The sequence below is a fragment of the Neorhizobium sp. 05N33 genome (assembly GCF_056397445.1).
This window is the reverse complement of sequence record NZ_JBFTNK010000008.1, coordinates 115,580-140,762: the sequence shown is the minus strand read 5'-3', so window position 1 is coordinate 140,762 and position 25,183 is coordinate 115,580. Positions and strand designations below refer to the sequence as shown.

Below are 25,183 nucleotides of genomic sequence, written 5' to 3'. Positions count from 1 at the left end.
AACTTATTTCTTACGGCTGACGCCGGTCAGACGGATGATGCCGTCCGGGGCAGGCTTCAGGCCGGTGATGTTGGAATTGTGCGCGAAGATCCACTGCGAGTGATAGAGATAGACGAGCGGTAGGTCCTTGAGAAGGATCGCGATCGCCTTGCTGTACTCGACCTTGCGGGCATTCATATCTCCGATGGCGCGCGCCTTGGTGAGGATCGTATCCAGCTCCTTGTTGCAGTAATGCGCGTCGTTGCCGGCTGCGCCGCAGGCAAGCATCGGCGTGATGTTGAGATCCGGGTCTACACGGCCGCTCCAGCCGACGAGATGGGACTCGAACTTGCCCTGGCGGGCGATGTCGAGCAGCGTCATCAGTTCGGTCGGCTTGATCGACACCTTGATGCCGATTTCGGCGACCATGGCCTGGATGAGCTGGGCGACCTGCTGGCGCTCGGCATCGGTCGGAACCAGGAGTTCCAGATCGACCGCCTTGACGCCGGCTTCGGCCATCTTCTTCTTGGCGGCGCCGAGGTCACGGGCCGGAACTGGGAAGTTCTTGTCGTAATAAGGGCTGGCCGGCGGGAAGGGCTGGTTGCCGGTGGTGAATTGGCCTTCGAACACGACGTTGTTGATCGCGTCGCGGTCGATCGCCAGGCTGAAGGCTTCGCGGATCGCGGCCTTCTTGCCGGCGTCGAGGTCGGCGCCTTCGCCGGTGATGTCGAAGGTGATGCCGTAGTAACCGAGACCGACGACCGGAGCGACGGCGAGGGCCTTGTCGGCCTTGACGGCTTCGACGTCGGTGGCGGCGAGACGTTCGATCAGGTCGAGCTGGCCCGAACGCAGGTTGAGAAGGCGGACGTTGGAGTCCGGCATGCCACGATAGACGAGCTGGTCGAAATGGTACTGGTCGGCATTGTAGTACTTGTCGAACTTGGCCAGCACGATACGGTCCTGGGTAACACGTTCGACGAACTTGTACGGGCCGGAGCAGACCGGGGCGTCGGTGAACTTTTCGCCGAGCGCTTCAGCGGCCTTGGGGCTCACGATCATGCCGGCGCGGTCGCTGAGGGCGGCCAGAAGCGGAACCGACGGTTCCTTGAGGTTGATCTTGACGGTCAAAGGATCGACCACGTCGACGCTGCTGACGGCGCTGATTTCCGCCTTGCGGCGGGAGATCTTCATGGTGAGTTCGCGGTCAAGATTGTACTTGATCGCGGCGGCATCCATCTTGGTGCCGTCGTGGAAAACCACGTCGTTGCGCAGCTTGAGCGTCAGCGCGGTGCTGTCGGCGTTCCATTCCCAGCTGGTCGCCAGCATGGGGACGATCTTGCCTTCGGTGTCGATGTCGACGATCTTGTCGCAGAGCGACTGAAGCACGTGGCGGCCAACGAAGCTCCAGTTGGAAACCGGGTCGAGCGTATCGGGATCGTCCTGCAGGCCGATCTTGAGGACCGACTGGGCAGCGGCGGGGGCGGCGAGTGCCGTCATGCCGCTCAGCGCCAGGCCGGCTGCGAGTGCGAGATAAAGTGGTTTCATCAACATTCCCTCTCTTGTTTTAAACTCGAATTCGAAGATCAGCGCGCGACCGCGTATCCCTGCACACCGCGCGGATTGGAGCCGGCCTTGATCAGCTGGGTATCTCCATCCATCTCGCGGGCGACGGCGGCCAGCCTGCCTTCCGACCAGGCATCGCTGATGGTGATCTTGTGGCCCCGTGCCGCCAGTTCCTCGCGCACCGCTTCCGGGAAGCGCGCTTCGAGCGTCACCGCCCCGAAGCTGATCTCGCGCGGCCAGAAGGAGCTCGGCAGGTGGTCAGTATGGAAGGACGGCGCGTCGATCGCCTCCTGAAGGTTCATGTCCTTGTGGACGTGGCGCAGGAACATGATCAGCTGCCACTGATCCTGCTGGTCGCCGCCGGGCGTGCCGAAGGCCATGTAGGGCTTGCCGTTGCGGAAGGCCGTCGACGGTGTCAATGTGGTGCGCGGGCGCACCGACGGCATCATCGTGGAGTTGAAACCCTCCTCGAGCCAGAACATCTGGCCGCGGGTCGTCAGGCTGAATCCCAAGCCCGGAATGACCGGGCTCGACTGGAACCAGCCGCCGGACGGCGTCGCCGAAACCATGTTGCCCCATTTGTCGACGGCGCTGACCTGCACGGTATCGCCGCGCTGGGCGCCTTCGCGGGTCAGCGTCGGCTCGCCTTCACGATCGTTCGGCAGTTTGTGTTCGCGCGCCACGGTTGGCTCGCCGCCGCCGAGACCCGGCTGCGCGATGGTACCGACGGCGCGAAGCGGCGGCACATTGGGATTGCGCCCATCGGGCGCTCCGGGGCGGATTTCCATCGAGGCGGTGCTGCCGATCAGCGCACGGCGGATATCGGCGTAACCGGAAGACAGGAGGGTCTTCATCGGTACGTCCGGATTGTCACCGTACCAGCTGTCGCGATCGGCCATGGCAAGCTTGGTCGTTTCGACGATGAGATGGATGAAATCCGGGCTCATCGTGTCGAGATCGGCGATGTTGGTGCCTTTCAGGATCTGCAGCATCTGCAGGAGCACTGGGCCTTGCGACCACGGTCCGCATTTGAAGACCTCGTAGTCGCCATAGGTCACCGAGACCGGCTTTTCGATCAGCGGCTTGTAGTCGGCCATGTCCTGGGCGGTGATCAGGCCCTTGTGGTGGCGGCCCGAAACGTCCCAGACGTTTTCGGTGGCGCAGAATTCCTCGATCCGCTCGGCGATCGGGCCGCGATACCAGAAATCGAGCGCCGCATCGATGCGCGCTTCGCGGTTCTTGGCAGATTTGGTCTGGTCGATGATGCGCTGATAGACGTCGGCGATCTGCGGATTGCGGAACAGCTTGCCGGATTGCGGTGCTACGCCGCCGGGCAGGTAGACTTCCGCCGAGCTCGGCCAGTGGGTTTCGAAGAGTTCGCGCATGGAAGCGATCGTATTGGCGATGCGCGGCACCAGCGGGTGGCCAGTGCGGGCATAATAGATCGCCGGCGCCAGCACGTCTTCGAGTTCGGCCGTGCCGTAGTCGCGCAGCAGCGTCAGCCAGGCACCGAAGGCGCCGGGAATGCAGGCCGGCAGCAGGCCGGTGCCGGGAATGATGTCGAGGCCGAGATCCTTGAAATACCGGACCGTCGCTTTGGCAGGCGAGGGGCCTTGGCCGGAAATCACGGTCGGCGCCTTGGCGCCGGCCGGCGTGACGATGATCGGCACTTCGCCGGCGGGGCCGTTCAAATGCGGTTCGACGACCTGCAGGACGAAACCGGTGGCGACCGCCGCGTCGAAAGCCGTGAAGCCCCTTTCGAGAATGGACATGCCGACGGCCGAGGCCAGCCAATGGGTGGACGACACGGCGCCAAATGTGCCTCTGAGTTCCGGTCGCGTCGTGAAGGTCATATCGATTCCCAATCTCTCATCCAGCACGACATGCGCGCAGACCGCCTCCATGCTGGAGACTTGTCGACAAGTCAAAGTCATAGAGGCTGGATTATGTACATGCCAACGCTGCAGTCAGCCGCAGGCGCCAACATGCGGCCACTCCCTGTGGACATATTGTATATTCTCTGCCCACAATGCAAGCGTATTGTGTAACCTACTCATGCTCGCATAATTGAAAGGCGCCTGGCTCTAAGGGACGCTGCTTGGGAAAACAAAGAGATGCTGGACACACCTGCCACGGGAAAGAAAATTCGCAGCGACGCGATTGCCGAACAGCTTGAAGAGGCGGTGATCAACGGCGAGATCGCAGCGGGATCGCGCCTCGACGAAACCTCCATCGCCGCCCAGTTCAACGTCTCGCGCACGCCGGTGCGGGAAGCGTTGCATATTCTGTGCGGGCGCGGGCTTGCCGAGCGCGAGCCTTACAAGGGCGTGATCGTGACGCAGATCTCGGCCGAGCGGATCGACGAGATGTTCGAGGCCATGGCCGAACTCGAAGCCACCTGCGGGCGCCTTGCCTCCCATCGGATGACGATGAGCGAGCGCGCCGAGCTCGAAAGCCTACACCGGGAGATGAATGCGCTTGCCGAAGAGGGCGATCACGCTGGCTACAACGAGATCAATACCCGTTTCCACAGCCTTCTGTTCCAGGGCAGCCACAACAGCGACCTGATCGCCGCGGCACAGACATTGCGGCTGAAGCTCGCGCCGTTCCGCAAATACCAGCTGAAAGACAAGGGACGCCTGAAGCGTTCCTGCAGCGAGCACCAGCAGATCGTCGACGCGATCCTCGATCAAGATGCCAAGGCGGTGGAAAACGCGCTTCGCCGGCATCTCGTCTCGGCGGCACAGGAAGTTCTCGTCAAACGGCAGCGGCAGGAAGACGACGCCGTCGCCAAGATCAATCTTCTTGGAAAGGCATGAATTACCGAATGTCCAATACAGATCAAGACGTCATCCGCACCGTCATTGCCGACATGCAGGCGGCCTGGAACCGGGCCGATTTCCATGGCTACATGGCCGGGTTCGCCAATCCCGACGTCATCTTCGTCTCGCGCGGTCGTATACAAAAGGACTGGCAGGCGACGCTCGAGCATTATATCGCCGATTACGGCGGGTCTCCGGGCTCGCAAGGCGAGCTCGCCTTCACCAACATCCGCATCGAAATGCTGGCGCCGGATGCGGCCCAGCTGATCAGCGACTACAAGCTGGTCCGGCCGGCCGGCAACCAGACCGGTGTCAACACCCGGCTGATGCGCAAGCGCGACGGCAAATGGGTGATCGCGCTCAACCACGTTTCGCAGATCGAGAGATAGGCCGGACCTGAGGTCCGATATCCCGGAGTTTGAGGCAGGCCCGGCGCGGGAGGTTTTTCTGCGCCGGGCTGTCGTCTCTCAGGACTTATTCGCCCGCCTGCCTGGCCGCACGTTCGATGACGTCGGCGACCTTCTCCGGCTGGGAGGCGAAGACGGCATGGCTTGCCTTGATCTCGGTGATGTCGCTGCCGGCTCGCCGCGCCATGTCCCTTTCCAGTTCCGGGTTGATGGAGCGGTCTTCGGTGGCGACGATCGACCAGCTCTTCTTGGCGTGCCAGGCCGGGTCGCCGACCTTGGCCGAGAAAGCCTCCTTGGCGGCAAACACCTGGGATCTCGCAAGGAACCGTGCTTCGTCCTTCGGCAGGTCCGCGGCGAAATCGCCGGGGAATGCGGCGGGGTCGATATAGAGATATTTGCCGTCCTTCGTCTCGCGGATGTTCATGCCGCCGGCCGGCTTGGAGCTTGCGAGGCCGAGCAGGTTTTCGCCCTTGTCGGGCTGGAACGCCGCCACGTAGACGAGGCCTGCGACATGCGGGCTGTGGCCGGCTTCGGTGATCACCATGCCGCCATAGCTGTGGCCGACGAGCAGGGTCGGGCCGTCCTGCAGGTCCAGCACCCGGTTCGTCGCGGCGATATCGTCGGCAAGCGAGGTGATCGGCTGCTGGACGATCGTGACGTTGAAGCCGCGCTTTTCGAGGATTTCGGTCGCCTTGCGCCAGGTCGAGCCGTCAGCCAGCGCGCCGTGGACGATAACGATGTTCTTGACCTCGGCGGCCTGTGCGGCAAAGGCGATGACGCTGGTGGCGAGGGCAAGTGCGAAGGTGGAGACACGTCTTTTCATGAGCTTAACTCCTGTCAGTTGATGTAGGGGAGGTTTTGGATGAGGTTTCAGCCGAAGGTGAAGGCGTAGGCTTCGACGCCGGGATCGAGGAAGCGGATCTCGAAATTGCGCGCCTCGACATCGCCGGCCTGACGGACGAGTTGGTAGAGCTTTGTCGCGGTCACCGTGCCGTTGCCATCGGCGTCGATATCGGCGCCGTGGTTTATTCCCGGAGGCTTGCCGTCGATCGTCACCTGGAAGCGCACCGGCTTGCCGGCAGCGCCGGGACCGAGGACGAGATGCAGGTCGCGGGCGCTGAACCGGTAGGCGATGCCGCCGCCCGGCTGGCCGAGCGTTGCCTGTTCCGCGCCGACGGTCCAGGTGCCGGAGAGGCCCCATTCGTTGAGGCTGGGCTCCTCGACCGAATAGTCGCGGGCGGCGTCGGCGAGCAGGGTTTCCCGGGAGGCGAAGTTGGTCGCGCGCTTGTAGCCGAGATAGGTTTCGCCGGAACGGACATTGCGCAGGTCCGGGCTTGTTTCGGCGCCTTTGGCGTCCGGCACCACCGGTGCGGTGGCAGCCGTCTCGCTGCCGGCTTCGCGCAGCAGGTCCTGGATGGCCTGCTCGGACTGCCGGTAATTGCCTTCGCCGAAGTGATGGTAGCGGATCTGGCCCCTGGCATCGATCAGATATTGGGCGGGCCAATAGCTGTTTTCGAAGGCGCGCCAGATCTTGTAGTCGTTGTCGATTGCGATCGGGTAGCCGATCTTGAAGTCGCCGACGGCCTTTTTGACATTGTCGATCTTCTTCTCGAAGGCGAATTCCGGGGCATGCACGCCGATCACCACGAGGCCTTGATCCTTGTACTTTTCGGCCCAGGCGCGGACGTAAGGCACGGTGCGGATGCAGTTGATGCAGGAATAGGTCCAGAAATCGACGAGCACGACCTTGCCGCGGAGCTGTTCAGCCGTCAGCGGGGCAGAGTTCAGCCACTCGACCGCGCCGTCGAGCGAAGGCGCACGGCCTTCGACCGGCAGGTTGCTGCGGAACGGCCGGGCGGTATCGGCGGAGGCCACCATCATGTCATTGCTGGCGATTTCCGAAGGCGATCCGTTTGCGGGCTTTGCGTGGAGCTTGTCGAGCACGGCCTGTTCGAAGGAGGCGGTGCTCGCATAGGACAGACGGGCGAGCAGGCCGGTATCGAGGCCGAGCGCGATGGCCGCGACGCCGGCAAGTACGGCGGCACCCAAGACCTGGCGGATTCGTTCGCTGACACCGAGCGAACGCTTCATCCCGGCAAAGACCTTTTCGCCGACGATGAGCGCAATGGCGAGGGAAGTTGCCGCGCCGGCCGCATAGGCAGCGAGCAGGAATGTCGTTTCAAGGTTCGCGCCCTGCAGCGCGGCACCGGTCAGGACGAGGCCGAGAATGGGGCCGGCGCAAGGCGCCCAGAGCAGGCCGGTCGCCATGCCGAGGACGAATGAACTCGCTGCGGTCCGCACCGAACCGGGTTTGCCCGAGGCATTCATGAGCTTGTTGCCGAAATCGACGACCGGCCGGGTGACGAAGCTTGCGACGCGCGGCGAAAGGAGGCTGACGCCGAAGACTGCAAGAAGGACGATGGCGGCGAGCCGGCCGTATTCGTTGGCGTGGACGGCCCAGCTGCCGCCGACGGCTGCAAGCGTGGCGACGAGCGCAAACGTGGCGGCCATGCCAATGAGCATCGGCAATGTGCTGCGGACGAACGGCTGTCCGGCGCGCGCAAAGACGAAGGGAAGAATAGGGAGAATACACGGGCTGAGGATCGTCAGCGCGCCTCCAAGATAGGCAATGATAAGAAGCGTCATCATCGTTTCCTTTGATACCGAGTGTTCGGGTTCTGGGCGGCGGTGCGGCTCGACCAGCAACGGGCCAATCTGGTCGGCGCGGCGTATCCCGGATGTGTCCAACTTCGAGGGGAAATGTACCGAAGTGTAGGAAACTACCCGACGCGCTACAGAGCGACACAAATCGCCAGGCGCGGCGGAAGGTGCCCGGATCGGCAGTGCCTGAATTGTATCAGAACGTATCTCGACGGCCGGATGCTACATCCGCATTCAAAACCCGCGGCTCGGGACACATCGGGGATACATGGCCAGGGCTCTTTTCCGATCGTGTTCAACATGAATTGGAGAGATCGATGTCCGACCCAATCAACCACCAGCGTCGCCGCTTCTTCGGTGTTGCCGCCATGACCGTTGCAGCGGTCGAATTCGGAATGACCGGCACTGCCGGAGCTCAGGCTCCCGTAACGTCACCGACTCCGGCCAAGGCCGGCACCAACACGTCCTTCGAAACGCTGAAGCAGGTCAAGGCTGGCGTGCTCGATGTGGGGTATGCGGAGACCGGTCCGGCAAACGGTCCGGTCGTCCTGCTGCTGCATGGCTGGCCCTACGATATCTACAGCTTCGTGGATGTCGCGCCGCTGCTCGCCTCGGCCGGTTATCGCGTCATCGTGCCCTATCTCAGGGGCTACGGCACGACCCGGTTTCTGTCGAAGGACACACCGCGCAACGGCCAGCAGTCGGCCATTGCGGCCGATATGATCGCGCTCCTGGATGCGCTCGGAATCGACAAGGCGATCGTTGCCGCCTTCGACTGGGGCGCCAGGACCGCCAATATCATGGCGGCGCTCTGGCCGGAACGCTGCAAGGCGATGGTATCGGTGAGCGGCTACCTGATCGGCAGCCCGGAGATCAACAGGAAGCCTCTGTCGCCGAAAGCCGAGCTTGCCTGGTGGTACCAGTTCTATTTCGCCAGCGAACGCGGCCGGCTTGGCTATGAGCAGAACCGGCGCGACTTCAATAAGCTCATCTGGCAGACGGCCTCGCCCACCTGGAAATTCGACAACGCGACCTTTGAAAGATCCGCCGCCGCATTCGACAATCCAGACCACGTCGAGATCGTCGTCCATAACTACCGCTGGCGGCTGGGCCTTGTCGACGGCGAGGCCCGGTTCGACGCCCTTGAAAAACAGCTCGCCACGGGGCCGACGATCTCGGTGCCGACCATCACCATGGAGGGCGATGCCAACGGCGCCCCGCATGCCGAGCCTTCGGCCTATGTGAGAAAGTTCTCCGGAAAATACCAGCATCGTACCATTACCGGCGGGATCGGCCACAACCTGCCGCAGGAGGCACCGAAGGCCTTTGCGCAGGCCGTTCTGGATGTCGACCGGTTCTAAACCTCTAACGGCTGCCGCGGAGATATTTCTCCGCTTCGCGGCGGCCATCCTCCGGTTTAAAGAAGGAAGAGCGGCGCGATACCGTTGCCATGGAAAAAGGATCTGAAGTCCGAAAATGGATCATGTCGACCATATCCTGATCATCGATGACGACCGCGAAATCCGCGAGCTGGTGTCGAGCTATCTGAAAAAGAACGGCCTTCGCGCGACGGTGGCCGCCGATGGCCGCCAGATGCGCAGTTTCCTCGAAGCCAATTCGGTCGACCTGATCGTGCTCGACGTGATGATGCCGGGCGATGACGGGCTCGTGCTTTGCCGCGAACTCAGGGCCGGCAAGCACAAGGCGACGCCGGTCCTGATGCTGACCGCCCGCAGCGACGAGATGGACCGGATCATCGGGCTCGAAATGGGCGCCGACGATTATCTGCCGAAACCGTTTGCCGCACGCGAGCTGCTGGCGCGCATCAAGGCGGTCCTGCGCCGGACGCGGATGCTGCCGCCCAACCTGCAGATCAGCGAAGCCGGCCAGTTGCTGACCTTCGGCGACTGGCAGCTCGATACGGTCGGTCGCCATCTGCTCGACAAACAGGGCACGGAAATCGCCTTGAGCGGCGCCGAATACCGGCTGCTGCGCGTTTTCATCGACCATCCGCAGCGCGTGTTGAACCGCGACCAGATCCTCAACCTCACCCAGGGCCGCGATGCGGACCTCTTCGACCGCTCGATTGACCTGCTTGTGAGCCGGCTCCGCCAGCGGCTCGGCGACGACGCGCGCGAGCCGACCTATATCAAGACGGTGCGCAGCGAAGGTTACGTCTTCTCGGTTCCCGTCGAGATCTCGGAGCCGAAGCTGTGACCGCCAGCATCTCCCGTTCCGGCAAGTGGTGGCCGAGCACCCTGCGTGCCCGGCTTTTCCTCATCCTGTTTGCCGGGTTGGCCATCGCCTACGGGCTCTCCTTCAGTATCCTCTTCATCGAACGTTACATGTCGGCAAAGGCCGTCATGCTTGGCACGCTTGAAAACGATCTTGCGACATCGATCGCCATCCTCGACCGGCTGCCGGCCGGCGAGCGGGCCGATTGGCTGGATCGGCTGAGCCGCGGCAACTACCGCCTGGTGCTCGGCCCGGGGATTGCCGGCGTGCCGGATGTGTCGGGCCGCGGCGCGGAGATTACCGGCAAGATCGAGGAGGCGGTCGGGCATCAGTTCCCGCTGCGGGTGGAGTCCATTCCCGGTGACGGCAGACGGCTGCAGGGTCATCTCACCCTTTCCGACGGCTCTCCACTCACCATCGACGTTACCCCGACCGGTGTCATGCCGATCGCCGAATGGCTTCCTTACGTGTTCGCCATCCAGATGGCGCTTCTGGTGGTCTGCACCTGGCTTGCGGTCCGGCAGGCGATCCGTCCGCTCGGAGACCTTGCGGCCGCCGCCGATGCGCTCGATCCCAACAGGAAGGGCCCGCCCTTGAGCGAGACCGGCCCGAGCGAAGTCGCCCATGCTGCACGGGCCTTCAACGCCATGCGCGACAGGATCGCCCACTATCTCGAGGAACGGGTGCAGATTCTCGCCGCCATCGCCCATGATCTGCAGACGCCGATCACCCGCATGCGGCTGCGCGCCGACATGGCGGACGATTCGCCCGAGCGGGATAAACTGGTGCATGACCTCGGCGAAATCGAGCGGCTGGTGCAGGACGGCATAGCCTATGCGCGCAGCGCGCATGGCAATGGCGAGAAAATTTCCCGCATCGACCTTGCCTCGTTCATCGACAGCATTGCCTATGACTATCAGGACACCGGCAAGGCGGTGACCGTGCTGGGCGTGGTTCAGGGGACTGCGTCCACCAAGCCGTATGCCCTGCGCCGCATCCTGTCGAACTTTATCGACAACGCCGTGAAATTTGCCGGCGCGGCCGAGATCGGCGTTGAGCGACGAGGCGAGGGCGACCTCGCAATTACGGTCCTCGATCGGGGGCCGGGAATTCCGGAAGATATGCTGGAGGCTGCGATGCAGCCGTTCTTCAGGCTGGAGCAATCCCGCAACCGCGAGACCGGCGGTACGGGACTTGGCCTTGCCATCGCCCAGCAACTGGCCGCAGCGATCGGCGGTTCGGTCAGGCTCTACAATCGCGCCGGCGGCGGGCTGGCCGCTGAAATCACCATCCGCTGATCTCCGAGAGCGGCCGAAATTCTCGAAGCGTTTTGTATGAGAGAATGTCCGGCGAGGCCGGCATTACGCTTCGATACATTTCCGGTGATTTTAGAAACATGCCGGATATATCGACCCGTCAAACCACTCCCCGTCAACGGATGCCGCAATCGGCGACACGAACAAAGGAGTGTTCCATGACCACGATCGACAAGGTTCTCTATACCGGCAAGACGCATACCACCGGCGGGCGCGATGGGTTCTCGCGCAGTGACGATGCGCAGCTGGACGTCAAGCTTTCGCCTCCCGGCAGCCCCCATGCCGGTACCAATCCCGAGCAGCTCTTTGCAGCCGGATGGTCGGCCTGTTTCATCGGCGCCATGGGGATTGCAGCGGGCAAGCGGAAGATCAAGCTCCCCACTGAGACGGCGGTCGATGCCGAGGTCGATCTCGGAACCACCGAGGGCGCATATTTCCTGCAGGCCCGCCTCAACATCAGCCTGCCGGGCATCGATCCGGATCTTGCCAGGGCGCTTGTCGAAGAAGCCCACCAGACCTGCCCCTATTCGAAGGCGACCCGCGGCAACATCAACGTCGAGCTGATCCTTGCCTGAGGATCGCAACGACAGGGATGGAATGCGCACTGGACGAGGCTGAGGCCTCGTCCTTGGAGAACCCAATGAAACTGGTGATTATCTACCTCCTCGGAGCAGCCGTATTCGCGACACCCTGCATATACGACGTAACCTCACTGGAGCCTTCGGCCTTGGCCGGCCTTCTGGTCGCGGTCTCCTCATTCTGAAGCCTGCCCGTCCAGAAAATGGCGACAACCAAAAAGAGCCCGTGGTCGCCGTTCCTGTGGTCTGCCAGCGGGCGGTCAATGACCCGGCCCGCGCTTGACGAGGCGAAGCATGGTCGTTCCCTTCGACTGTCGAGGCAAACGACATCGGCAGGACCGCGCCTGACAACCCCAACTGGGAGTGTCAGCGTAAATTGTCCCCGCCGTAGGGATCCAGCTCTATCAGGAAAACACCTGTGCCCCCTGAGATAACGAGATCGCTGCTCGCTTCGGCCTCCAAGGCCAGGCAATCAAGTGGCCCGAGGGCGGCGTTCTCCGAACCGAAGGCAATCGTGTGTTTTCCGGTCGCAAGAACGAACTTCAAGGAGGCGGACGGCGACAGCGAAACCGGCGTCGGCTGCCTGATGACACGGTGGAAAAACCGGCCGCGCCGCGTCATGATGTTGAGGTCGGTTACGCTGCCGTTCAAAAGCCTTGCCGAAGCCGGCCTGTCGGCCGGAAATGGGTGGGGCTCGGAATCGAGATCGAGGATCAGGGGCTCGCCGCCATCGATCGTCAGCTCCATGCCCGCGCCGGAGAGGATCGACAGCGTTCTGTCCACGTCCGGAAAGATCGAGAACGGTCCGTCAGAAGCGACGGTCGCCATGCTGATGCGCCAATCGAAGCCCTCGATCGAAGCACCGGCTGGATAGACGGCGATCTCCACCGTCTCGCCGCCGCCGTTCTTCCACGGCATTCGCTTGTGGTCGGAGGCGCGCAGGATTTTCATGGGTTAGTTGCCGAGAATGCCGGGCAGGCGAAGTCCGTTTTCCCTGGCGCAATCCACGGCGATCTCGTAACCCGCATCCGCATGGCGCATGACGCCGGTGGCGGGGTCGTTCCAGAGCACGCGTTCGATCCGGCGGTCGGCGTCCTCGCTGCCGTCGCAGCAGATGACCATGCCGGAATGCTGCGAATAACCCATGCCGACGCCGCCGCCGTGATGCAGTGACACCCAGGTGGCACCGGACGCTGTGTTCAAAAGCGCATTCAAGAGGGGCCAGTCGGATACCGCATCCGAGCCGTCCTTCATCGCTTCCGTCTCGCGATTGGGAGAGGCGACCGATCCGGAGTCCAGGTGGTCGCGGCCGATCACGATCGGCGCTTTCAGCTCGCCGTTGCGGACCATCTCGTTGAAGGCAAGGCCGAGCTTGTGGCGCACGCCCAATCCCACCCAGCAGATGCGCGCCGGCAGGCCCTGGAAGGAAATCCGCTCGCGCGCCATGTCGAGCCAGTTGTGGAGATGCGCGTTGTCCGGCAGCAGTTCCTTCACCTTGGCATCGGTGCGGTAGATGTCTTCCGGATCACCGGAAAGGGCGGCCCAGCGGAACGGGCCGATGCCGCGGCAGAACAGCGGACGGATATAGGCCGGCACGAAGCCGGGGAAAGCGAAGGCGTTTTCCAGCCCCTCGTCCTTGGCGACCTGGCGGATGTTGTTGCCGTAGTCGAGCGTCGGGATGCCGGCGTTCCAGAAGGCAATCATCGCCTCCACATGTTCGCGCATCGACGCGCGGGCGGCTTTTTCCACCGCCTTCGGATCGGTCTCGCGTTTCGCTTTCCATTCGGCGATCGTCCAGCCCTTCGGCAGGTAGCCGTTGATCGGGTCATGGGCGGAGGTCTGATCGGTGACCATGTCCGGACGAATGCCGCGACGGACCATCTCGGGGAGGATTTCCGCCGCATTGCCGAGCAGGCCGACGGATTTTGCCTCGCCGGCTGCCGTCCAGCGGGTGATCATCTCCATGGCCTCGTCGAGCGTTTCCGCTTTCGCGTCGACATAGCGGGTGCGCAGCCGAAAATCGATACTGTCGGGATTGCACTCGACGGCCAGGCAGCAGGCGCCGGCCATGACGGCGGCAAGCGGCTGGGCGCCGCCCATGCCGCCAAGGCCGCCGGTCAGGATCCATCTGCCCTTGAGATTGCCGCCATAATGCTGGCGTCCGGCTTCCACGAACGTCTCGTAGGTGCCCTGCACGATGCCCTGGGTGCCGATATAGATCCACGAACCGGCGGTCATCTGGCCATACATGGCCAGCCCCTTCTTATCGAGCTCGTTGAAATGGTCCCAGGTCGCCCAATGGGGCACGAGGTTCGAGTTGGCGATCAGCACGCGTGGGGCGTCCTTGTGGGTGCGGAACACACCGACCGGCTTGCCGGACTGCACCAGAAGCGTTTCTTCCTCCGTGAGCGTCTTCAGCGTCGCGACGATCCGGTCGAAATCGTCCCAGGTGCGGGCGGCGCGTCCGATGCCGCCATAAACGACCAGTTCGTTGGGGTTTTCCGCCACGTCAGGGTCGAGATTGTTCATCAGCATGCGCAGCGGCGCTTCCGTCATCCAGCTTTTGGCGTTGAGCTGATTGCCGCGGGGCGCGCGAATTTCGCGGATGTTGTGGCGGGGATTGGTCATCGGAACGTTCCCTTTATCGGTTGTTGTTTTTCTGCGACGCGAGGCCGAGGGCCACCCGCTCGATCCGCGTCAGAATATCTTTCAGATGGACGCGCAGCCGCTCTGCCTTGGCCGGATCATAGGCAAAGGGCAGGGCTTTCGCGGCAAGATGGGTGGACTGGGCAAGCTCCATCTGGATCGCGTGGACGCCGGTTTCCGGCCTGCCGTAAAACCGCGTCGTCCAGCCGCCCTTGAAACGGCCGTTGAGGATGCTGCTGTAGCCCGAAGCTGCCGTTGTCACATCGAGCACCGCCTGTTCGATGGCCGGGGCGCAGGTCCTGCCCATGTCCGTGCCGATGTTGAAATCGGGCAAGGTGCCCTCGAACAGGAACGGGATATGCGAGCGGATCGAGTGGCAATCGTAGAGCACGGCAATGCCGTGAATGGATTTGACCCGCTCGATTTCGGCCGCGAGCGCTGCGTGATAGGGCGCATGGAAATCGCGCAGCCGCTCAGTGGTGACGGCTTCGGCCGGCGCGGCGCCCTGTTTCCAGATGCTTCTGCCGTCGAAATCCGTCTCCGGGATCAGGCCAGTGGTGTTCTGGCCGGGATAGAGGCTGGCGCCTTGCGGATCGCGGTTGGCGTCGATCACGTAGCGGTGGAACGTGGCGCGCACCGTCGTCGCATCCGCCAGAAGGCCGTCGTAGAGTTGGTGGATATGCCAGTCCGTATCGGCAAGCAGGCGACCGTTGTCGTTCAGCCGGTCCCAGATCACTGGGGGCACATCGGTTCCCGTATGCGGAAAGCCGAGAATGACGGGAGACGTGCCCTGTCTGGTTTCAAGGACAGCCATTTCACGCCTCCAGGACCGGCAGGATATCCCCTGAAACGGATGCGGCGAGCGCGCCTGAAGCGACGAGATCTGTCGCCGCCTTGAGGTCGTTTGCCATATAGCGGTCTTCTTCCAGGCTCGGAACGACGGAGCGGATGGTGGCGATCACCGTCTGGAGTTCAGGACTGGTCGTCAGCGGCTTGCGCAGTTCCACGCCCTGCGCCGCCGTCAGCGCCTCGATGCCGATGATGGTCGCGAGATTGTCGGTCATCTGCAGAAGCCGGCGCGCGCCATGACAGGCCATCGAAACGTGGTCTTCCTGATTGGCGGAGGTCGGCGTCGAATCGACCGAGGCCGGATGCGACATCTGCTTGTTTTCCGACATCAGGGCGGCGGACGTGACTTCCGCGATCATCAGCCCGGAATTGAGCCCCGGCTTTTTCGCAAGAAACGCCGGCAGTCCGTAGGAGAGGGCCGGGTCAACCAAAAGCGCAATGCGGCGCTGGGAGATCGCGCCGATTTCGCAGACGGCAAGCGCGATCTGATCGGCGGCAAAGGCCACCGGTTCGGCGTGAAAATTTCCGCCGGAAACGACGGTGTCATCCGAAAGCACCAGCGGATTGTCGGTTACCGCATTGGCTTCGATCTCGAGCGTGCGTGCGACCGACCGCAGCAGATCGAGGCAGGCGCCGTCCACCTGCGGCTGGCAGCGGATGCAATAGGGATCCTGCACCCGTTCGTCGCCCTGAAGATGGCTTTCGCGGATGACCGAACCCGACAATAGCGCGCGCAGAGCCGCGGCCGCATCGATCTGGCCCTTGTGGCCGCGAAGCGTGTGGATATCCGGATGGAAAGGCGCGGAGGAGCCCATGGCGGCATCCGTCGACATCGCGCCGGTTACCAGTGCTGTCTGGGCGGCGCGATGGGCACGGAACAGGCCGGCCAGTGCCAGGGCAGTCGAGGTCTGGGTGCCGTTGATCAGGGCAAGGCCTTCCTTGGCGGCCAGCACGACCGGTTTCAATCCGGCCTTCGCGAGAGCCTCGGCAGCCGGCAGCAACGTGCCTTGATAGAAGGCTTCGCCTTCGCCCATCATCACGGCCGCCATATGTGCGAGCGGCGCGAGATCGCCCGAGGCGCCGACGGAGCCTTTTTCCGGGATGAGCGGGGTCACGCCCTTTTCCAGCATCGCCTCGATCAGGCGCACCAGTTCGAGCCGGACGCCGGATGCGCCGCGGCCGAGCGAAATCAGTTTCAGCGCCATGATCAGGCGGACGATATTCTCGGCAAGCGGAGCGCCGACGCCGCAGCAATGCGAGAGGATCAGATTGCGCTGGAGCGTCGCGACATCGGCGCTGTCGATCTTGATCGACGCCAGTTTTCCAAAGCCGGTATTGATGCCGTAGACCGGCTCGTTGCCGGCGGCGATCTGGGCGATCCGCGCCTCAGCCTTCTCTATCCCCGCGTCGAACGAAGGATCGATCCGCACCGGCGTTCCGTTCCAGTATATGTCCTGAAGCTCGCGAAGGCTCACCGAGCCGGGTGTCAGAATGATGCTCATGCGGAAACCCTCTCGCCCTTGAAGATTCGTGCCGTCAGCGGATTGAAGCCGATGCGATAGACAAGCTCCGCCGGCCGTTCGATATCCCAGATCGCGAAGTCGGCGGATTTCCCGGCCTCGAGCGTGCCTGTTTCAGCCTGGAGGCCGAGGGCGCGGGCGGCTTCCCGCGTGACGCCGGCAAGGCATTCCTCGACCGTCAGACCGAACAGCGTCGCGCCCATGTTCATGGTCGTGAGCAGCGAGGTCAGCGGTGATGTGCCGGGATTGCTGTCGGTCGCCAGCGCGATACGGGTGCCGGCATCGCGCAGCGCCTGGACGGGCGGTGCCTGCTTTTCGCGAAGCGTATAGAAGGCGCCCGGCAGCAGCACGGCGACCGTACCTGCCTGCGCCATCGCCCTGGCATCCGCCGCGGAAAGATATTCCAGATGGTCGGCCGACAGCGCGCCATAGGAGGAGGCAAGGCGTGCGCCGCCGAGATCGGACAGCTGTTCCGCGTGCAGCTTGACGGGAAGGCCAAGTGATTTCGCCTTGTCGAAAACCCGGCTGATTTCGGCCGGCGAGAAAGCGATGCCTTCGCAGAAACCGTCGACCGCATCGACGAGCCCTTGCGAATGCGCAACCTCGAGGCCCGGTAGGACCACGTCGGCAATATAATCGCCGTTGCGGCCCTTGTAGTCCGGCGGTGTCGCATGGGCGGCAAGCCAGCTGGTGACGATCCGCACCGGCCGGACTTCGGCAAGCCTGCGGGCAACTCGAAGCATTTTCAGTTCGCCCGCGATGTTCAGCGCATAGCCGGATTTGATCTCGACTGTGCCGGTACCCTCGGCGAGCAGCGTGTCCAGCCTGCGAAGCGCCTGGTTGAGGAGTTCGTCTTCCGAGAGTGCGTTGGTTGCCTTCACAGAGGAGATGATGCCGCCGCCGGCCCGTGCGATCTCCTCGTAGGTCGATCCCGCCAGGCGCATTTCGAATTCCATCGCGCGGTCGCCGCCGAATACCAGATGGGTGTGACAGTCGATCAGGGCCGGGGTGATCCACCGCCCGCCGCAATCGGTTTTGTGTTCGGATTTCTCAAATTCGGCAGGCAGGTCGGCCATTGCGCCGACAAAGGCGATCCGCCCGTCGCGCACGGCGATCGCGCCGGCTTCGATAATGCCGAGGCCGGATGCCGAGGGAGCAAAAGTGGCGATCCGCGCATTGTGCCAAAGCGATGCGGAGCCTGCTGCAGATTTTGAAGAATCTTCCCCATCCATAAGCTTTTCGCCTTTCCTTATGGAAGAACATGTATATACATAATAATCCGAGTGACAAGAAGAATTTTGGTCTCCGCGAGGAAAAGGGAAGGGCGTCCATGGCCACGCTTCATGCGCAATTGGCTCTCCTGCCGGATGGCTGGCAGCAGAATGTAAGGTTGACGATCGAGGCGGACCGACTTGCGGGAGTGGAGGTCGGCATCGAGGCTGCGGCAGGAGATGAGCGTCACAAGGTGCTGGTGCCTGCGATGCCGAACCTGCACAGCCATGCCTTCCAGCGCGCCATGGCGGGCCTTACGGAAATTCGCGGTCCCGGCGACGACAGTTTCTGGAGCTGGCGGACGCTGATGTACAAGTTCGCGCTCTCGATAACGCCGGAACAGGTCGAGGCCGTTGCCTCGCAGCTCTATATGGAAATGCTGGAGGCCGGCTTTTCGCGGGTCGGCGAATTCCACTATCTCCACCACGACGGGGATGGCGGCCACTACGCCAATATCGCCGAGATGGCCGAACGTATCGCGGCAGCGAGTGCGAAGGCCGGTATTGGCCTGACGCTGCTGCCGGTCTTTTACGCGCATTCCGGCTTCGGCGGCGCTGCGCCGATCGAGGGCCAACGCCGTTTCATCCACTCGATCGACGATTTCGCCAAGACGATGGAAGGTTGCCGTCGCCTGACTGCGGCCATGCCCGGCGCCAAACTTGGCGTCGCGCCCCATAGCCTCCGCGCCGCCACTCCGCAGGAACTCGATGGGGTCGTGCAAATGGCAGGCGACGGCCCGGTGCATATCCACATCGCCGAACAGGTGAAGGAGGTCGAGGACTGCCTTGCCTGGTCCGGCGCCCGGCCCGTCGAATGGCTGTTTGCAAACATGCCGGTGACCGAACGCTGGTGCCTCATCCACGCAACTCACATGACCGAGGATGAAACCCGCCGCATGGCGGAAAGCGGCGCTATCGCAGGGCTCTGCCCGATCACCGAGTCCAATCTCGGAGATGGGATATTCCCCGGGGATCTTTTCCTCGGCCAGAACGGCCGCTTCGGCATCGGTTCGGATTCGAACATGCTGATTTCCGTGGCGCAGGAGCTGCGTCAGCTCGAATATTCCCAGCGCCTCGGCTTGAAGAGGCGCAATGTCCTGGCAAAACCGGAGGGTTCGACGGGGCGGCGGCTGTTCGAGGCGGCGCTTTCGGGCGGCGGAATGGCGCTTAACGCTGCTGCCGGCTTGGTAGCGGGCAATTACGCCGATATCGTCTCGCTCGACGTCAATGACGTTCCCTATCTTGCCGCCGATCAGATTCTCGACCATTGGATATTTGCGGGTGGCATTGCCTTGGATTGCGTCTGGGCGCTTGGCCGCAAGCAGGTCGAGGGTGGGCGGCATGTCCGGCGGGATGCGATCGGCCGCCGGTTCAGGATGGTAATGCAGGAATTGCTGACAGCATGACGAATGGCAAGGAAGCCACCCTCCATCATCGCATTTTGAGCGACATAGAGGGACGGATCGTCTCCGGCGAATGGCCTCCCGGGTATCGCCTGCCTTTCGAGGTCGACCTTGCCGTACAATACGGCTGCTCGCGGATGACCGCCAACAAGGTGCTGACGCATCTGGCGAGGGCTGGGCTGATCGAGCGGCGCAAGAAGTCCGGCAGTTTCGTGGCGCAACCGGTGACGCAGGCCGCGGTGCTCGAAATCCATAGTATCGAGGCGGAGGTCCGCTCCCTTAAGCTTGCCTATTCCTACCGGCTTGAAAATCGGGCTCGACGCGAAGCAACCCCCCTAGACCGGCAACATCTGGAGCTTTCGGAAACGGCCTCGGTCCTCGATCTCGTCTGCCTTCACCATGCAGGCGAACGGCCGTTCTGCCTTGAGGAGCGGCTGATCAACCTGACGACCGTGCCCGAAGCGGAGAGCGAGGATTTTTCGAAGTCGGCGCCGGGGACCTGGCTCATCAGCCAGATCCCGTGGAGCACTGCGGAACATCGGATCTATGCCCAGTCGGCCGGCGCGGAGGTCGCAAAGAGGCTCGACATTTCCAGGAACGCTGCCTGTCTGGCCATCGAACGACGGACCTGGGGCAGCACCGGTCCGGTAACATTCGTGCGCTTCACCTATCCGGGCGACCGGCACGCGCTGGTCGCCCGCTTCACGCCGGGCGGAGAGAACTAGGCGACGCGACCGTGCTTACCCATGTCATGTGGCCCAGTCCAGATCTCTCAAGACGATAGCGTTCTGCGATCTGACCGTATCTGCCTTTCCACCTCCTGAAGCCGACCAAAAGTGCGGTATCGGTGATCGTGCATTTGACGGATCGTGCCTCCGGCGGGGCTGTAGAGCGTCGAGAGACGCGACATCGCGCTCATGGCTTCCTGCAGCGATCCGTATCGGCCCGCCGCGGCGGCTCCAAGCATCGCACTGCCGAGCAGAACCGGTTCCTCCGTATCGGCGACAGCGACCGGCAGATTTGTCGTGTCCGCCAGGATCTGACGCACGAGGTGACTTTGCGCGGCACCGCCGCTGGCGATGATCAGGTCGAAGGCCATGCCGCTCTGTGACAGCTTGTCCAGCAACTGCCTGAGGCCATAGCCGATGCCGCAGAGCCCGGCGACAAACAGCGAGATCAGGCTGGCAATATCGGTTTCCAGCCCGAGCCCCGCAATGACGGCGCGCGCATCGGGGTCCGCATGCGGCGACCGATTGCCCATGAATTCGGGCAGGACGTGGACAGTGCCGGCAAATTCAACGGCCTGGGCGAGATCTGGACACAGTCTCGTCGCTTCGCGGTCGAGCCAGCTTACGAGCGATATCCCGTCGGCTTCGGCCCTGGAGCGCGCTTCAGCGAATGCCGGGTGCATCGTGACCAGGTGATCGATGGCAGCGCCGGCTGCCGACTGACCGCCTTCGGTCAACCACAGTCCGGGGACCATCGACGAATAATACGGCCCCCATACACCATCGACAAACACGGGATTATCGCTGGAGGCCATGGAACAGGCGGATGTCCCGAAAATATAGGCGAGCCTGTTTCGAACGTCCGCATGGCCTTCGGAGTCCTGACCGCCGAGCGTGCCGATGCCGCCGGCATGGGCGTCGATCAGGCCGGCACCGACAGGGGTTCCCGGCCTCAGGCCGAGATCGGCAGCGGCCTGTTCCGTCAGGCCGTTTGCAACCGGCGTTCCCGGATCGACGATGTCGGTCCCGATCCGCTTGAAGCCTTCCTCGGCCAGTTCTCCAAGGCCGATCGCCCTGAAATATGAGGCATCCCAGCGTTTTTCATGGGCGAGATAGGTCCATTTACAGGTGACGGTGCAGGCCGACCGGCTGAGCGATCCCGTCGCGCGAAAGGTCAGATAGTCGGCGAGATCGAAGAAATGTCCGGCGTCCGCAAACGATCGCGGCAGGTTGCGCTTCAGCCAGAGAAGCTTCGGCGTTTCCATTTCCGGCGAAATTTTGCCCCCGACATAACGCAGGACCTCGTGCCGCCTGCCGTTGATCTCGGCCGCCTCGCCGGCGGCGCGGTGATCCATCCAGACGATGACATTGCGGTCGGCCTCTCCCGAGGGGCTGACCGAGACCGGCATCCCGTCAGTGTTGACGACGACCAGCGAGCAGGTCGCGTCGACACCTATTCCCGCAACCGCCGACAGCGGGATACCGCCGGAACTGACGGCTTCGCGAACGCTTTCGCAGACCGCCTGCCATATCTGCTCGCCGGATTGCTCGACGATATTGCCGGCCTCGTGCCAGATGGTGATCGGGCGTTTGGCGGATGCCAGCAGCGTCCCGGCTTCATCGAACACGCCGGCCCGCGCGCTGCCTGTTCCCACATCGATGCCGATAAAGAAGCGGGTCATGACTAGAGATCCGTGCTGAGAGGCAAAATGACGAGATCGCGAATAGTGATGTTGCGGGGTCTCGAGAGCATGAACATCACGGCTTCGGCGACTTCCGTCGCCTCCATCAAACCTCCCGCCGCGATCGCCTCATCGAGTTTCGCCTGGGGCCAATCGCTGATCAATGCGGTGATGACCGGCCCCGGCGCGACCGCGCCGACGCGGATGCCGTGTCTGGCGACCTGGCGCCGCACGGTGTGGACGAACGCCTGCACCGCATGTTTGGAGGCGGTGTAGATCGGCTCCCAGACGACCGGCACCAGGCCGGCAATCGAGCTGGTCATGATGATATCGCCGGTCTTGCGCTCGACCATATGCGGCAGCACGGCCTGGACGGAACGGAAGGCGGCGTTGATATTGAGATTGAGCATGCGGTCCCAGGCATCCGGGTCGCCTTCGACGACGTCTCCGCCGATATAGGCGCCGGCATTGGCGTGGAAGATATCGAGCTTGCCGAATCGGTCGAGGATGCGGGGCATCATCGTTGCGACGCTTGCGGAATCGGTCAGATCGATCGCCAGCGGAAAAGCGTTCGGCCCCAGTTCCGAGCAGAGTGTTTGGAGCGTATCGCCGGCCCTGTCGACAAGAGCGACGCTGACGCCTTCGGCCAACAGGGCTCGCGCGCATTCGAGGCCGATGCCCGACGCCGCACCGGTCACTGCGGCCACCTTTCCGGAAAGATCCTGTCTCATGTCGTTCCTTGCTTCGGTATTATAACAATCAGTATGGGAGCCGCTTTGGAGCCGATTGCAGTGGCCCGGCCCGGCTTGTGCCCCGATCAGTGAAACAGATGCGCAGCCTGCGGGTTGAACTGAAACTCGGCGGCATCCCCGAATGCCAGTTCCACATCCACCGGGATTGCGGCGACCACTCTCTCGTTTTCGGCAGTATCGACCGCAATGATCGTCTCGGTTCCCAGACGCTCGACCAGCGCAATGCGCCCGCGAAGAGCTCCTTCGCCGTCTGTCGGCGGGCCAGGTTTCAGGAATTGCGGTCTGATCCCGAGCCAGGCCTGATCGCCGATCGAAAAGCCTCTTCCCTTGACCGGGATCGGGGGCATCGTATCGGAGGCGACCATCGCAGTATCGCCGGCGACCGACTGCACCTTCACGGGCAGGAAATTCATCTTCGGCGCACCGATAAAGCCTGCGACGAACTTGTTTGCCGGGTTCTTGTAGAGTTCCATCGGCGAGCCGACCTGCTGCACCAGGCCGCCGTCGAGCACGACGATCTTGTCGGCAAGCGTCATCGCTTCGATCTGGTCGTGGGTGACGTAGATCATCGTCGCCCCCAGATCGCGATGCAGCTTGGCAAGCTCCATGCGCATATCCACGCGAAGCGCGGCGTCAAGGTTCGAAAGCGGTTCGTCGAACAGGAAGACGCCGGGCTTGCGCACGATCGCCCTGCCGATGGCGACGCGCTGGCGCTGGCCGCCGGAAAGCTGGCTCGGCTTGCGCTCCAGCAGATGCTCCATCTTCAGGATACGGGCCGCCTCGCGCACCCGGGCATCGAGCTGGGATTTCGGCGTCTTGTTCAGGGAAAGCCCAAAGCCCATGTTGTCGTAGACGCTCATATGCGGATAAAGCGCATAGGACTGGAACACCATGGCGATCCCGCGCTCGCGCGGCTGGACCTCGTTGCAAAGCCGGTCGCCGATATAAAGCTCGCCGCCGGATATGTCTTCGAGCCCTGCGATCATCCGCAGCAGCGTGGACTTGCCGCAGCCGGAAGGCCCGACAAACACCACGAATTCGCCGTCCTTGATCTCAAGGTCGACGCCCTTGATGATATCCACGGCACCAAAACTCTTCTTGAGCCCGGCCAGACGCAAACTTGCCATGCTTCCTCACTTTCCTTGAAATCTTCGGGCGCGGCACCGTTGGACAAGCCGCCGGACCGCACCCGTCGCCCACGGTCCGCCTGTGGGCAAAACAAACGTTCCAAACCATCCCATTCCCGGCAGCGTGCACCGCCGGGCCTGCCGGTTTGCGGTCAGGCGTCTTCCAGTTCCCTTGCGCGCTCGGCACTGTCCTTGACGCGCAGATAGGCGCCCTTGGCGATCAGCTGGCGGCGAAGTTCCCTGACATCGATATCGGCGGGCGCGCGGTTACTGCGCACCGAGATCTTTGCCGCCCGTCCTGCCGCTTCGCCCATCGCCATGCAGGTCGCCATGACACGGATCGCGCCCATCGCCTCATGGGTGGTGGAAATAGCCCGGCCGGCAACGATCAGGTTGCTGACCTTGGTCGGGATCAGCGAGCGATAGGGAATGTCGTAGCAGTCGCCGCACCAGATCAGCGTGCAGCCGTCGTCGGCAGGGCGGTGGATGTCGATCGGATAGCTGGCAACGGCAATCGAGTCGTCGAAATGGCGGCAGCCGAGCACGTCCTCCTGGTTCATCACATATTCGCCGATGATCCGGCGTGTTTCGCGGATGCCGAGGAACGGCGCCGTCTTGGTGAAATAGGCCTTCTCGAAACCGGGGACGTAGTTGATCAGGTAGGTGACGATGTCGTCGATCTGGCCGCGGGCCTCGATTTCGCCCATCGTGAGGCTGGATGCATCCGTCCCATCGACGCCCTTGACGCGGGTCATGTTGATCCAGACTTCGCCGGCCTTCAGGCCGGTGATGATGATCGTGCGTTCATTGGCGATCTTCAGGCCCATCTCGGCCTCCGCCTTGATGATCAGCTCACGCAGGCCAACCACGATGAACTGGTTGTTCTGACCGAAATATTCCGCCGGGATGAAGTCGGTGAGATAGGTGCGTGCCTGTGGCGGCTGGTTGGCGATGCTGAGGCGCAGCTTTTCGGTATCGACGCCGGCGATGCAGAACATCAGCGTCGGCGGCTGCATGCCGCCGTTTTCGTTGCCCTTCTCGCAGGGGACGCCGGCGCGATAGGCGACGTCCGCGTCACCGGTGCAGTCGATGACGACCTTGCCGAGGATCGCGCCGCGGCCGCTCTTGCTCTCGGTGATGACGCCGCGGATCATGTCTCCATCCATCACGACGCCGGCGCAGAACGTGTAGAACAACACCTCGACGCCCGCTTCCGTCAGCATTTCGAGCGCCACGGTCTTCACCGCTTCCGGTTCGACGAGCGTGATGCCCATGTGGAGCGGGCAGGGCCGGTGTTCGCTGGCGCCGTCGCGCGCCTTGAGACGGTCGATGAATTTCTGTGGCAGGCCTTCAATGATCTGGTTGCCCTTCTGGCCGAGGAAACCGAGGACCGGAAGGCCGATGGTCATGTTGCCGCCGACGAAGCTGCGGCTTTCGATAAGTCCCACCCGAAGCCCGTCTTCCGCGGCGGCGAGCGCCGACGTCAGGCCGGCCGGTCCGCCGCCGATAACGAGCACGTCATATTCCGCCATGATGGGGGTTGCCCGGGCGGGCTCCTGGATCGATCGACTGGTGGTGTTCAACATTGTCCTTGTCTCTTTCGTGGATGGACCTTCAGGGTCCCGCATCGTTCATGCCTGTTTC

General features: G+C 63.0%; 22 protein-coding genes. 9 read left to right on the top strand and 13 right to left on the bottom strand.

Translation table 11 applies throughout. The features are described 5' to 3' along the window. Positions 1–3 precede the first annotated feature (3 nt). The gene (locus AC1DLT_RS20305; RefSeq protein WP_040125706.1) at positions 4–1,524 is read right to left on the bottom strand and encodes an ABC transporter substrate-binding protein; all 1,521 of its coding nucleotides are present in this window, start codon (positions 1,522–1,524) and stop codon (positions 4–6) included. Between the two features lie 38 nt (positions 1,525–1,562). Then, positions 1,563–3,395 (bottom strand): gamma-glutamyltransferase family protein, encoded by a 1,833-nt coding sequence (locus AC1DLT_RS20300; protein WP_477487934.1) that lies wholly within the window; start codon positions 3,393–3,395, stop codon positions 1,563–1,565. A gap of 261 nt (positions 3,396–3,656) precedes the next feature. Between AC1DLT_RS20300 and AC1DLT_RS20295 the strand changes: the two genes are divergently transcribed. Further along, positions 3,657–4,361 carry a GntR family transcriptional regulator gene (locus tag AC1DLT_RS20295; RefSeq protein ID WP_477487933.1) on the top strand — a complete coding sequence of 235 codons (705 nt, stop codon included), beginning with the start codon at positions 3,657–3,659 and terminating at the stop codon, positions 4,359–4,361. A gap of 8 nt (positions 4,362–4,369) precedes the next feature. Further along, the gene (locus tag AC1DLT_RS20290; RefSeq protein ID WP_244447594.1) at positions 4,370–4,753 is read left to right on the top strand and encodes a YybH family protein; all 384 of its coding nucleotides are present in this window, start codon (positions 4,370–4,372) and stop codon (positions 4,751–4,753) included. Positions 4,754–4,838: 85 nt separating this feature from the next. Here AC1DLT_RS20290 and AC1DLT_RS20285 read toward each other — a convergent pair whose 3' ends face one another. Together AC1DLT_RS20285 and AC1DLT_RS20280 are read right to left on the bottom strand one after the other, a co-directional pair. Next, positions 4,839–5,594 (bottom strand): alpha/beta fold hydrolase, encoded by a 756-nt coding sequence (locus AC1DLT_RS20285; RefSeq protein WP_477487932.1) that lies wholly within the window; start codon positions 5,592–5,594, stop codon positions 4,839–4,841. 47 nt (positions 5,595–5,641) lie between these two features. Then, positions 5,642–7,417 carry a cytochrome c biogenesis protein DipZ gene (locus AC1DLT_RS20280; protein ID WP_477487931.1) on the bottom strand — a complete coding sequence of 592 codons (1,776 nt, stop codon included), beginning with the start codon at positions 7,415–7,417 and terminating at the stop codon, positions 5,642–5,644. 332 nt (positions 7,418–7,749) lie between these two features. Between AC1DLT_RS20280 and AC1DLT_RS20275 the strand changes: the two genes are divergently transcribed. The 5 genes from AC1DLT_RS20275 (at position 7,750) to AC1DLT_RS20255 (ending at position 11,746) form a co-directional block, all read left to right on the top strand. Further along, positions 7,750–8,793 (top strand): alpha/beta fold hydrolase, encoded by a 1,044-nt coding sequence (locus tag AC1DLT_RS20275; RefSeq protein WP_477487930.1) that lies wholly within the window; start codon positions 7,750–7,752, stop codon positions 8,791–8,793. A gap of 115 nt (positions 8,794–8,908) precedes the next feature. Further along, the gene (locus tag AC1DLT_RS20270; protein ID WP_151047000.1) at positions 8,909–9,649 is read left to right on the top strand and encodes a response regulator; all 741 of its coding nucleotides are present in this window, start codon (positions 8,909–8,911) and stop codon (positions 9,647–9,649) included. Continuing rightward, the gene (locus AC1DLT_RS20265; protein WP_477487929.1) at positions 9,646–10,965 is read left to right on the top strand and encodes an ATP-binding protein; all 1,320 of its coding nucleotides are present in this window, start codon (positions 9,646–9,648) and stop codon (positions 10,963–10,965) included. The genes AC1DLT_RS20270 and AC1DLT_RS20265 overlap by 4 nt, the downstream gene beginning before the upstream one ends. A gap of 176 nt (positions 10,966–11,141) precedes the next feature. Beyond that, positions 11,142–11,558 carry an organic hydroperoxide resistance protein gene (locus AC1DLT_RS20260; protein ID WP_040124338.1) on the top strand — a complete coding sequence of 139 codons (417 nt, stop codon included), beginning with the start codon at positions 11,142–11,144 and terminating at the stop codon, positions 11,556–11,558. Positions 11,559–11,623: 65 nt separating this feature from the next. Then, positions 11,624–11,746: a hypothetical protein gene (locus AC1DLT_RS20255; RefSeq protein WP_040125710.1), complete on the top strand. Its 123-nt coding sequence runs from the start codon at positions 11,624–11,626 to the stop codon at positions 11,744–11,746. A 181-nt stretch (positions 11,747–11,927) separates the two neighbouring features. On the opposite strand, the gene AC1DLT_RS20250 is transcribed toward AC1DLT_RS20255, so the two are convergent. The 5 genes from AC1DLT_RS20250 to hutI are packed head-to-tail and all read right to left on the bottom strand — an operon-like array spanning position 11,928 to position 17,808. Then, complete coding sequence (locus AC1DLT_RS20250; protein WP_477487928.1) at positions 11,928–12,512, bottom strand: HutD/Ves family protein; 585 nt, start codon at positions 12,510–12,512, stop codon at positions 11,928–11,930. Between the two features lie 3 nt (positions 12,513–12,515). After that, positions 12,516–14,189: a urocanate hydratase gene (hutU, locus tag AC1DLT_RS20245; RefSeq protein ID WP_477487927.1), complete on the bottom strand. Its 1,674-nt coding sequence runs from the start codon at positions 14,187–14,189 to the stop codon at positions 12,516–12,518. Between the two features lie 13 nt (positions 14,190–14,202). Then, positions 14,203–15,021: an N-formylglutamate deformylase gene (gene hutG / locus AC1DLT_RS20240; RefSeq protein WP_477487926.1), complete on the bottom strand. Its 819-nt coding sequence runs from the start codon at positions 15,019–15,021 to the stop codon at positions 14,203–14,205. 1 nt (position 15,022) lies between these two features. Continuing rightward, positions 15,023–16,558, bottom strand: a complete 1,536-nt coding sequence (gene hutH / locus AC1DLT_RS20235) for a histidine ammonia-lyase (RefSeq protein ID WP_477487925.1) — start codon at positions 16,556–16,558, stop codon at positions 15,023–15,025. Then, on the bottom strand, positions 16,555–17,808 hold the full coding sequence (hutI, locus tag AC1DLT_RS20230) for an imidazolonepropionase (RefSeq protein ID WP_477487924.1): 1,254 nt from the start codon (positions 17,806–17,808) through the stop codon (positions 16,555–16,557). Before hutI ends, hutH begins: the two co-directional genes overlap by 4 nt. A 98-nt stretch (positions 17,809–17,906) precedes the next feature. On the opposite strand from hutI, the gene AC1DLT_RS20225 reads away from it, so the two are divergent. Together AC1DLT_RS20225 and hutC are read left to right on the top strand one after the other, a co-directional pair. After that, positions 17,907–19,253 (top strand): formimidoylglutamate deiminase, encoded by a 1,347-nt coding sequence (locus AC1DLT_RS20225; RefSeq protein ID WP_477487923.1) that lies wholly within the window; start codon positions 17,907–17,909, stop codon positions 19,251–19,253. Next, the gene (gene hutC, locus AC1DLT_RS20220) at positions 19,250–19,975 is read left to right on the top strand and encodes a histidine utilization repressor (RefSeq protein WP_477487922.1); all 726 of its coding nucleotides are present in this window, start codon (positions 19,250–19,252) and stop codon (positions 19,973–19,975) included. Before AC1DLT_RS20225 ends, hutC begins: the two co-directional genes overlap by 4 nt. 47 nt (positions 19,976–20,022) lie before the next feature. On the opposite strand, the gene AC1DLT_RS20215 is transcribed toward hutC, so the two are convergent. The 4 genes from AC1DLT_RS20215 to AC1DLT_RS20200 form a co-directional block, all read right to left on the bottom strand. Beyond that, entirely contained in the window at positions 20,023–21,660 is a 1,638-nt protein-coding gene (locus tag AC1DLT_RS20215) for an FGGY-family carbohydrate kinase (RefSeq protein ID WP_477487921.1), read from the bottom strand. A gap of 2 nt (positions 21,661–21,662) precedes the next feature. After that, on the bottom strand, positions 21,663–22,391 hold the full coding sequence (locus tag AC1DLT_RS20210; RefSeq protein WP_477487920.1) for an SDR family oxidoreductase: 729 nt from the start codon (positions 22,389–22,391) through the stop codon (positions 21,663–21,665). Between the two features lie 86 nt (positions 22,392–22,477). Beyond that, positions 22,478–23,539: an ABC transporter ATP-binding protein gene (locus AC1DLT_RS20205; protein ID WP_477487919.1), complete on the bottom strand. Its 1,062-nt coding sequence runs from the start codon at positions 23,537–23,539 to the stop codon at positions 22,478–22,480. 152 nt (positions 23,540–23,691) lie between these two features. Continuing rightward, the gene (locus tag AC1DLT_RS20200; RefSeq protein WP_477487918.1) at positions 23,692–25,125 is read right to left on the bottom strand and encodes an FAD-dependent oxidoreductase; all 1,434 of its coding nucleotides are present in this window, start codon (positions 25,123–25,125) and stop codon (positions 23,692–23,694) included. Between the last annotated feature and the right edge of the window lie 58 nt (positions 25,126–25,183).

Coding starts and splice junctions, on each gene's coding strand:
- AC1DLT_RS20260 (WP_040124338.1), top strand. CDS start 11,142: ATGACCACGATCGACAAGGTTCTCTATACCGGCAAGACGCATACCACC.
- AC1DLT_RS20210 (WP_477487920.1), bottom strand. CDS start 22,391: ATGAGACAGGATCTTTCCGGAAAGGTGGCCGCAGTGACCGGTGCGGCG.
- hutH (WP_477487925.1), bottom strand. CDS start 16,558: ATGAGCATCATTCTGACACCCGGCTCGGTGAGCCTTCGCGAGCTTCAG.
- AC1DLT_RS20205 (WP_477487919.1), bottom strand. CDS start 23,539: ATGGCAAGTTTGCGTCTGGCCGGGCTCAAGAAGAGTTTTGGTGCCGTG.
- hutC (WP_477487922.1), top strand. CDS start 19,250: ATGACGAATGGCAAGGAAGCCACCCTCCATCATCGCATTTTGAGCGAC.
- AC1DLT_RS20285 (WP_477487932.1), bottom strand. CDS start 5,594: ATGAAAAGACGTGTCTCCACCTTCGCACTTGCCCTCGCCACCAGCGTC.
- AC1DLT_RS20305 (WP_040125706.1), bottom strand. CDS start 1,524: ATGAAACCACTTTATCTCGCACTCGCAGCCGGCCTGGCGCTGAGCGGC.
- AC1DLT_RS20225 (WP_477487923.1), top strand. CDS start 17,907: ATGGCCACGCTTCATGCGCAATTGGCTCTCCTGCCGGATGGCTGGCAG.
- AC1DLT_RS20300 (WP_477487934.1), bottom strand. CDS start 3,395: ATGACCTTCACGACGCGACCGGAACTCAGAGGCACATTTGGCGCCGTG.
- AC1DLT_RS20200 (WP_477487918.1), bottom strand. CDS start 25,125: ATGTTGAACACCACCAGTCGATCGATCCAGGAGCCCGCCCGGGCAACC.
- AC1DLT_RS20250 (WP_477487928.1), bottom strand. CDS start 12,512: ATGAAAATCCTGCGCGCCTCCGACCACAAGCGAATGCCGTGGAAGAAC.
- hutG (WP_477487926.1), bottom strand. CDS start 15,021: ATGGCTGTCCTTGAAACCAGACAGGGCACGTCTCCCGTCATTCTCGGC.
- AC1DLT_RS20255 (WP_040125710.1), top strand. CDS start 11,624: ATGAAACTGGTGATTATCTACCTCCTCGGAGCAGCCGTATTCGCGACA.
- AC1DLT_RS20295 (WP_477487933.1), top strand. CDS start 3,657: ATGCTGGACACACCTGCCACGGGAAAGAAAATTCGCAGCGACGCGATT.
- AC1DLT_RS20270 (WP_151047000.1), top strand. CDS start 8,909: ATGGATCATGTCGACCATATCCTGATCATCGATGACGACCGCGAAATC.
- AC1DLT_RS20275 (WP_477487930.1), top strand. CDS start 7,750: ATGTCCGACCCAATCAACCACCAGCGTCGCCGCTTCTTCGGTGTTGCC.
- hutU (WP_477487927.1), bottom strand. CDS start 14,189: ATGACCAATCCCCGCCACAACATCCGCGAAATTCGCGCGCCCCGCGGC.
- AC1DLT_RS20280 (WP_477487931.1), bottom strand. CDS start 7,417: ATGACGCTTCTTATCATTGCCTATCTTGGAGGCGCGCTGACGATCCTC.
- AC1DLT_RS20215 (WP_477487921.1), bottom strand. CDS start 21,660: ATGACCCGCTTCTTTATCGGCATCGATGTGGGAACAGGCAGCGCGCGG.
- AC1DLT_RS20290 (WP_244447594.1), top strand. CDS start 4,370: ATGTCCAATACAGATCAAGACGTCATCCGCACCGTCATTGCCGACATG.
- hutI (WP_477487924.1), bottom strand. CDS start 17,808: ATGGATGGGGAAGATTCTTCAAAATCTGCAGCAGGCTCCGCATCGCTT.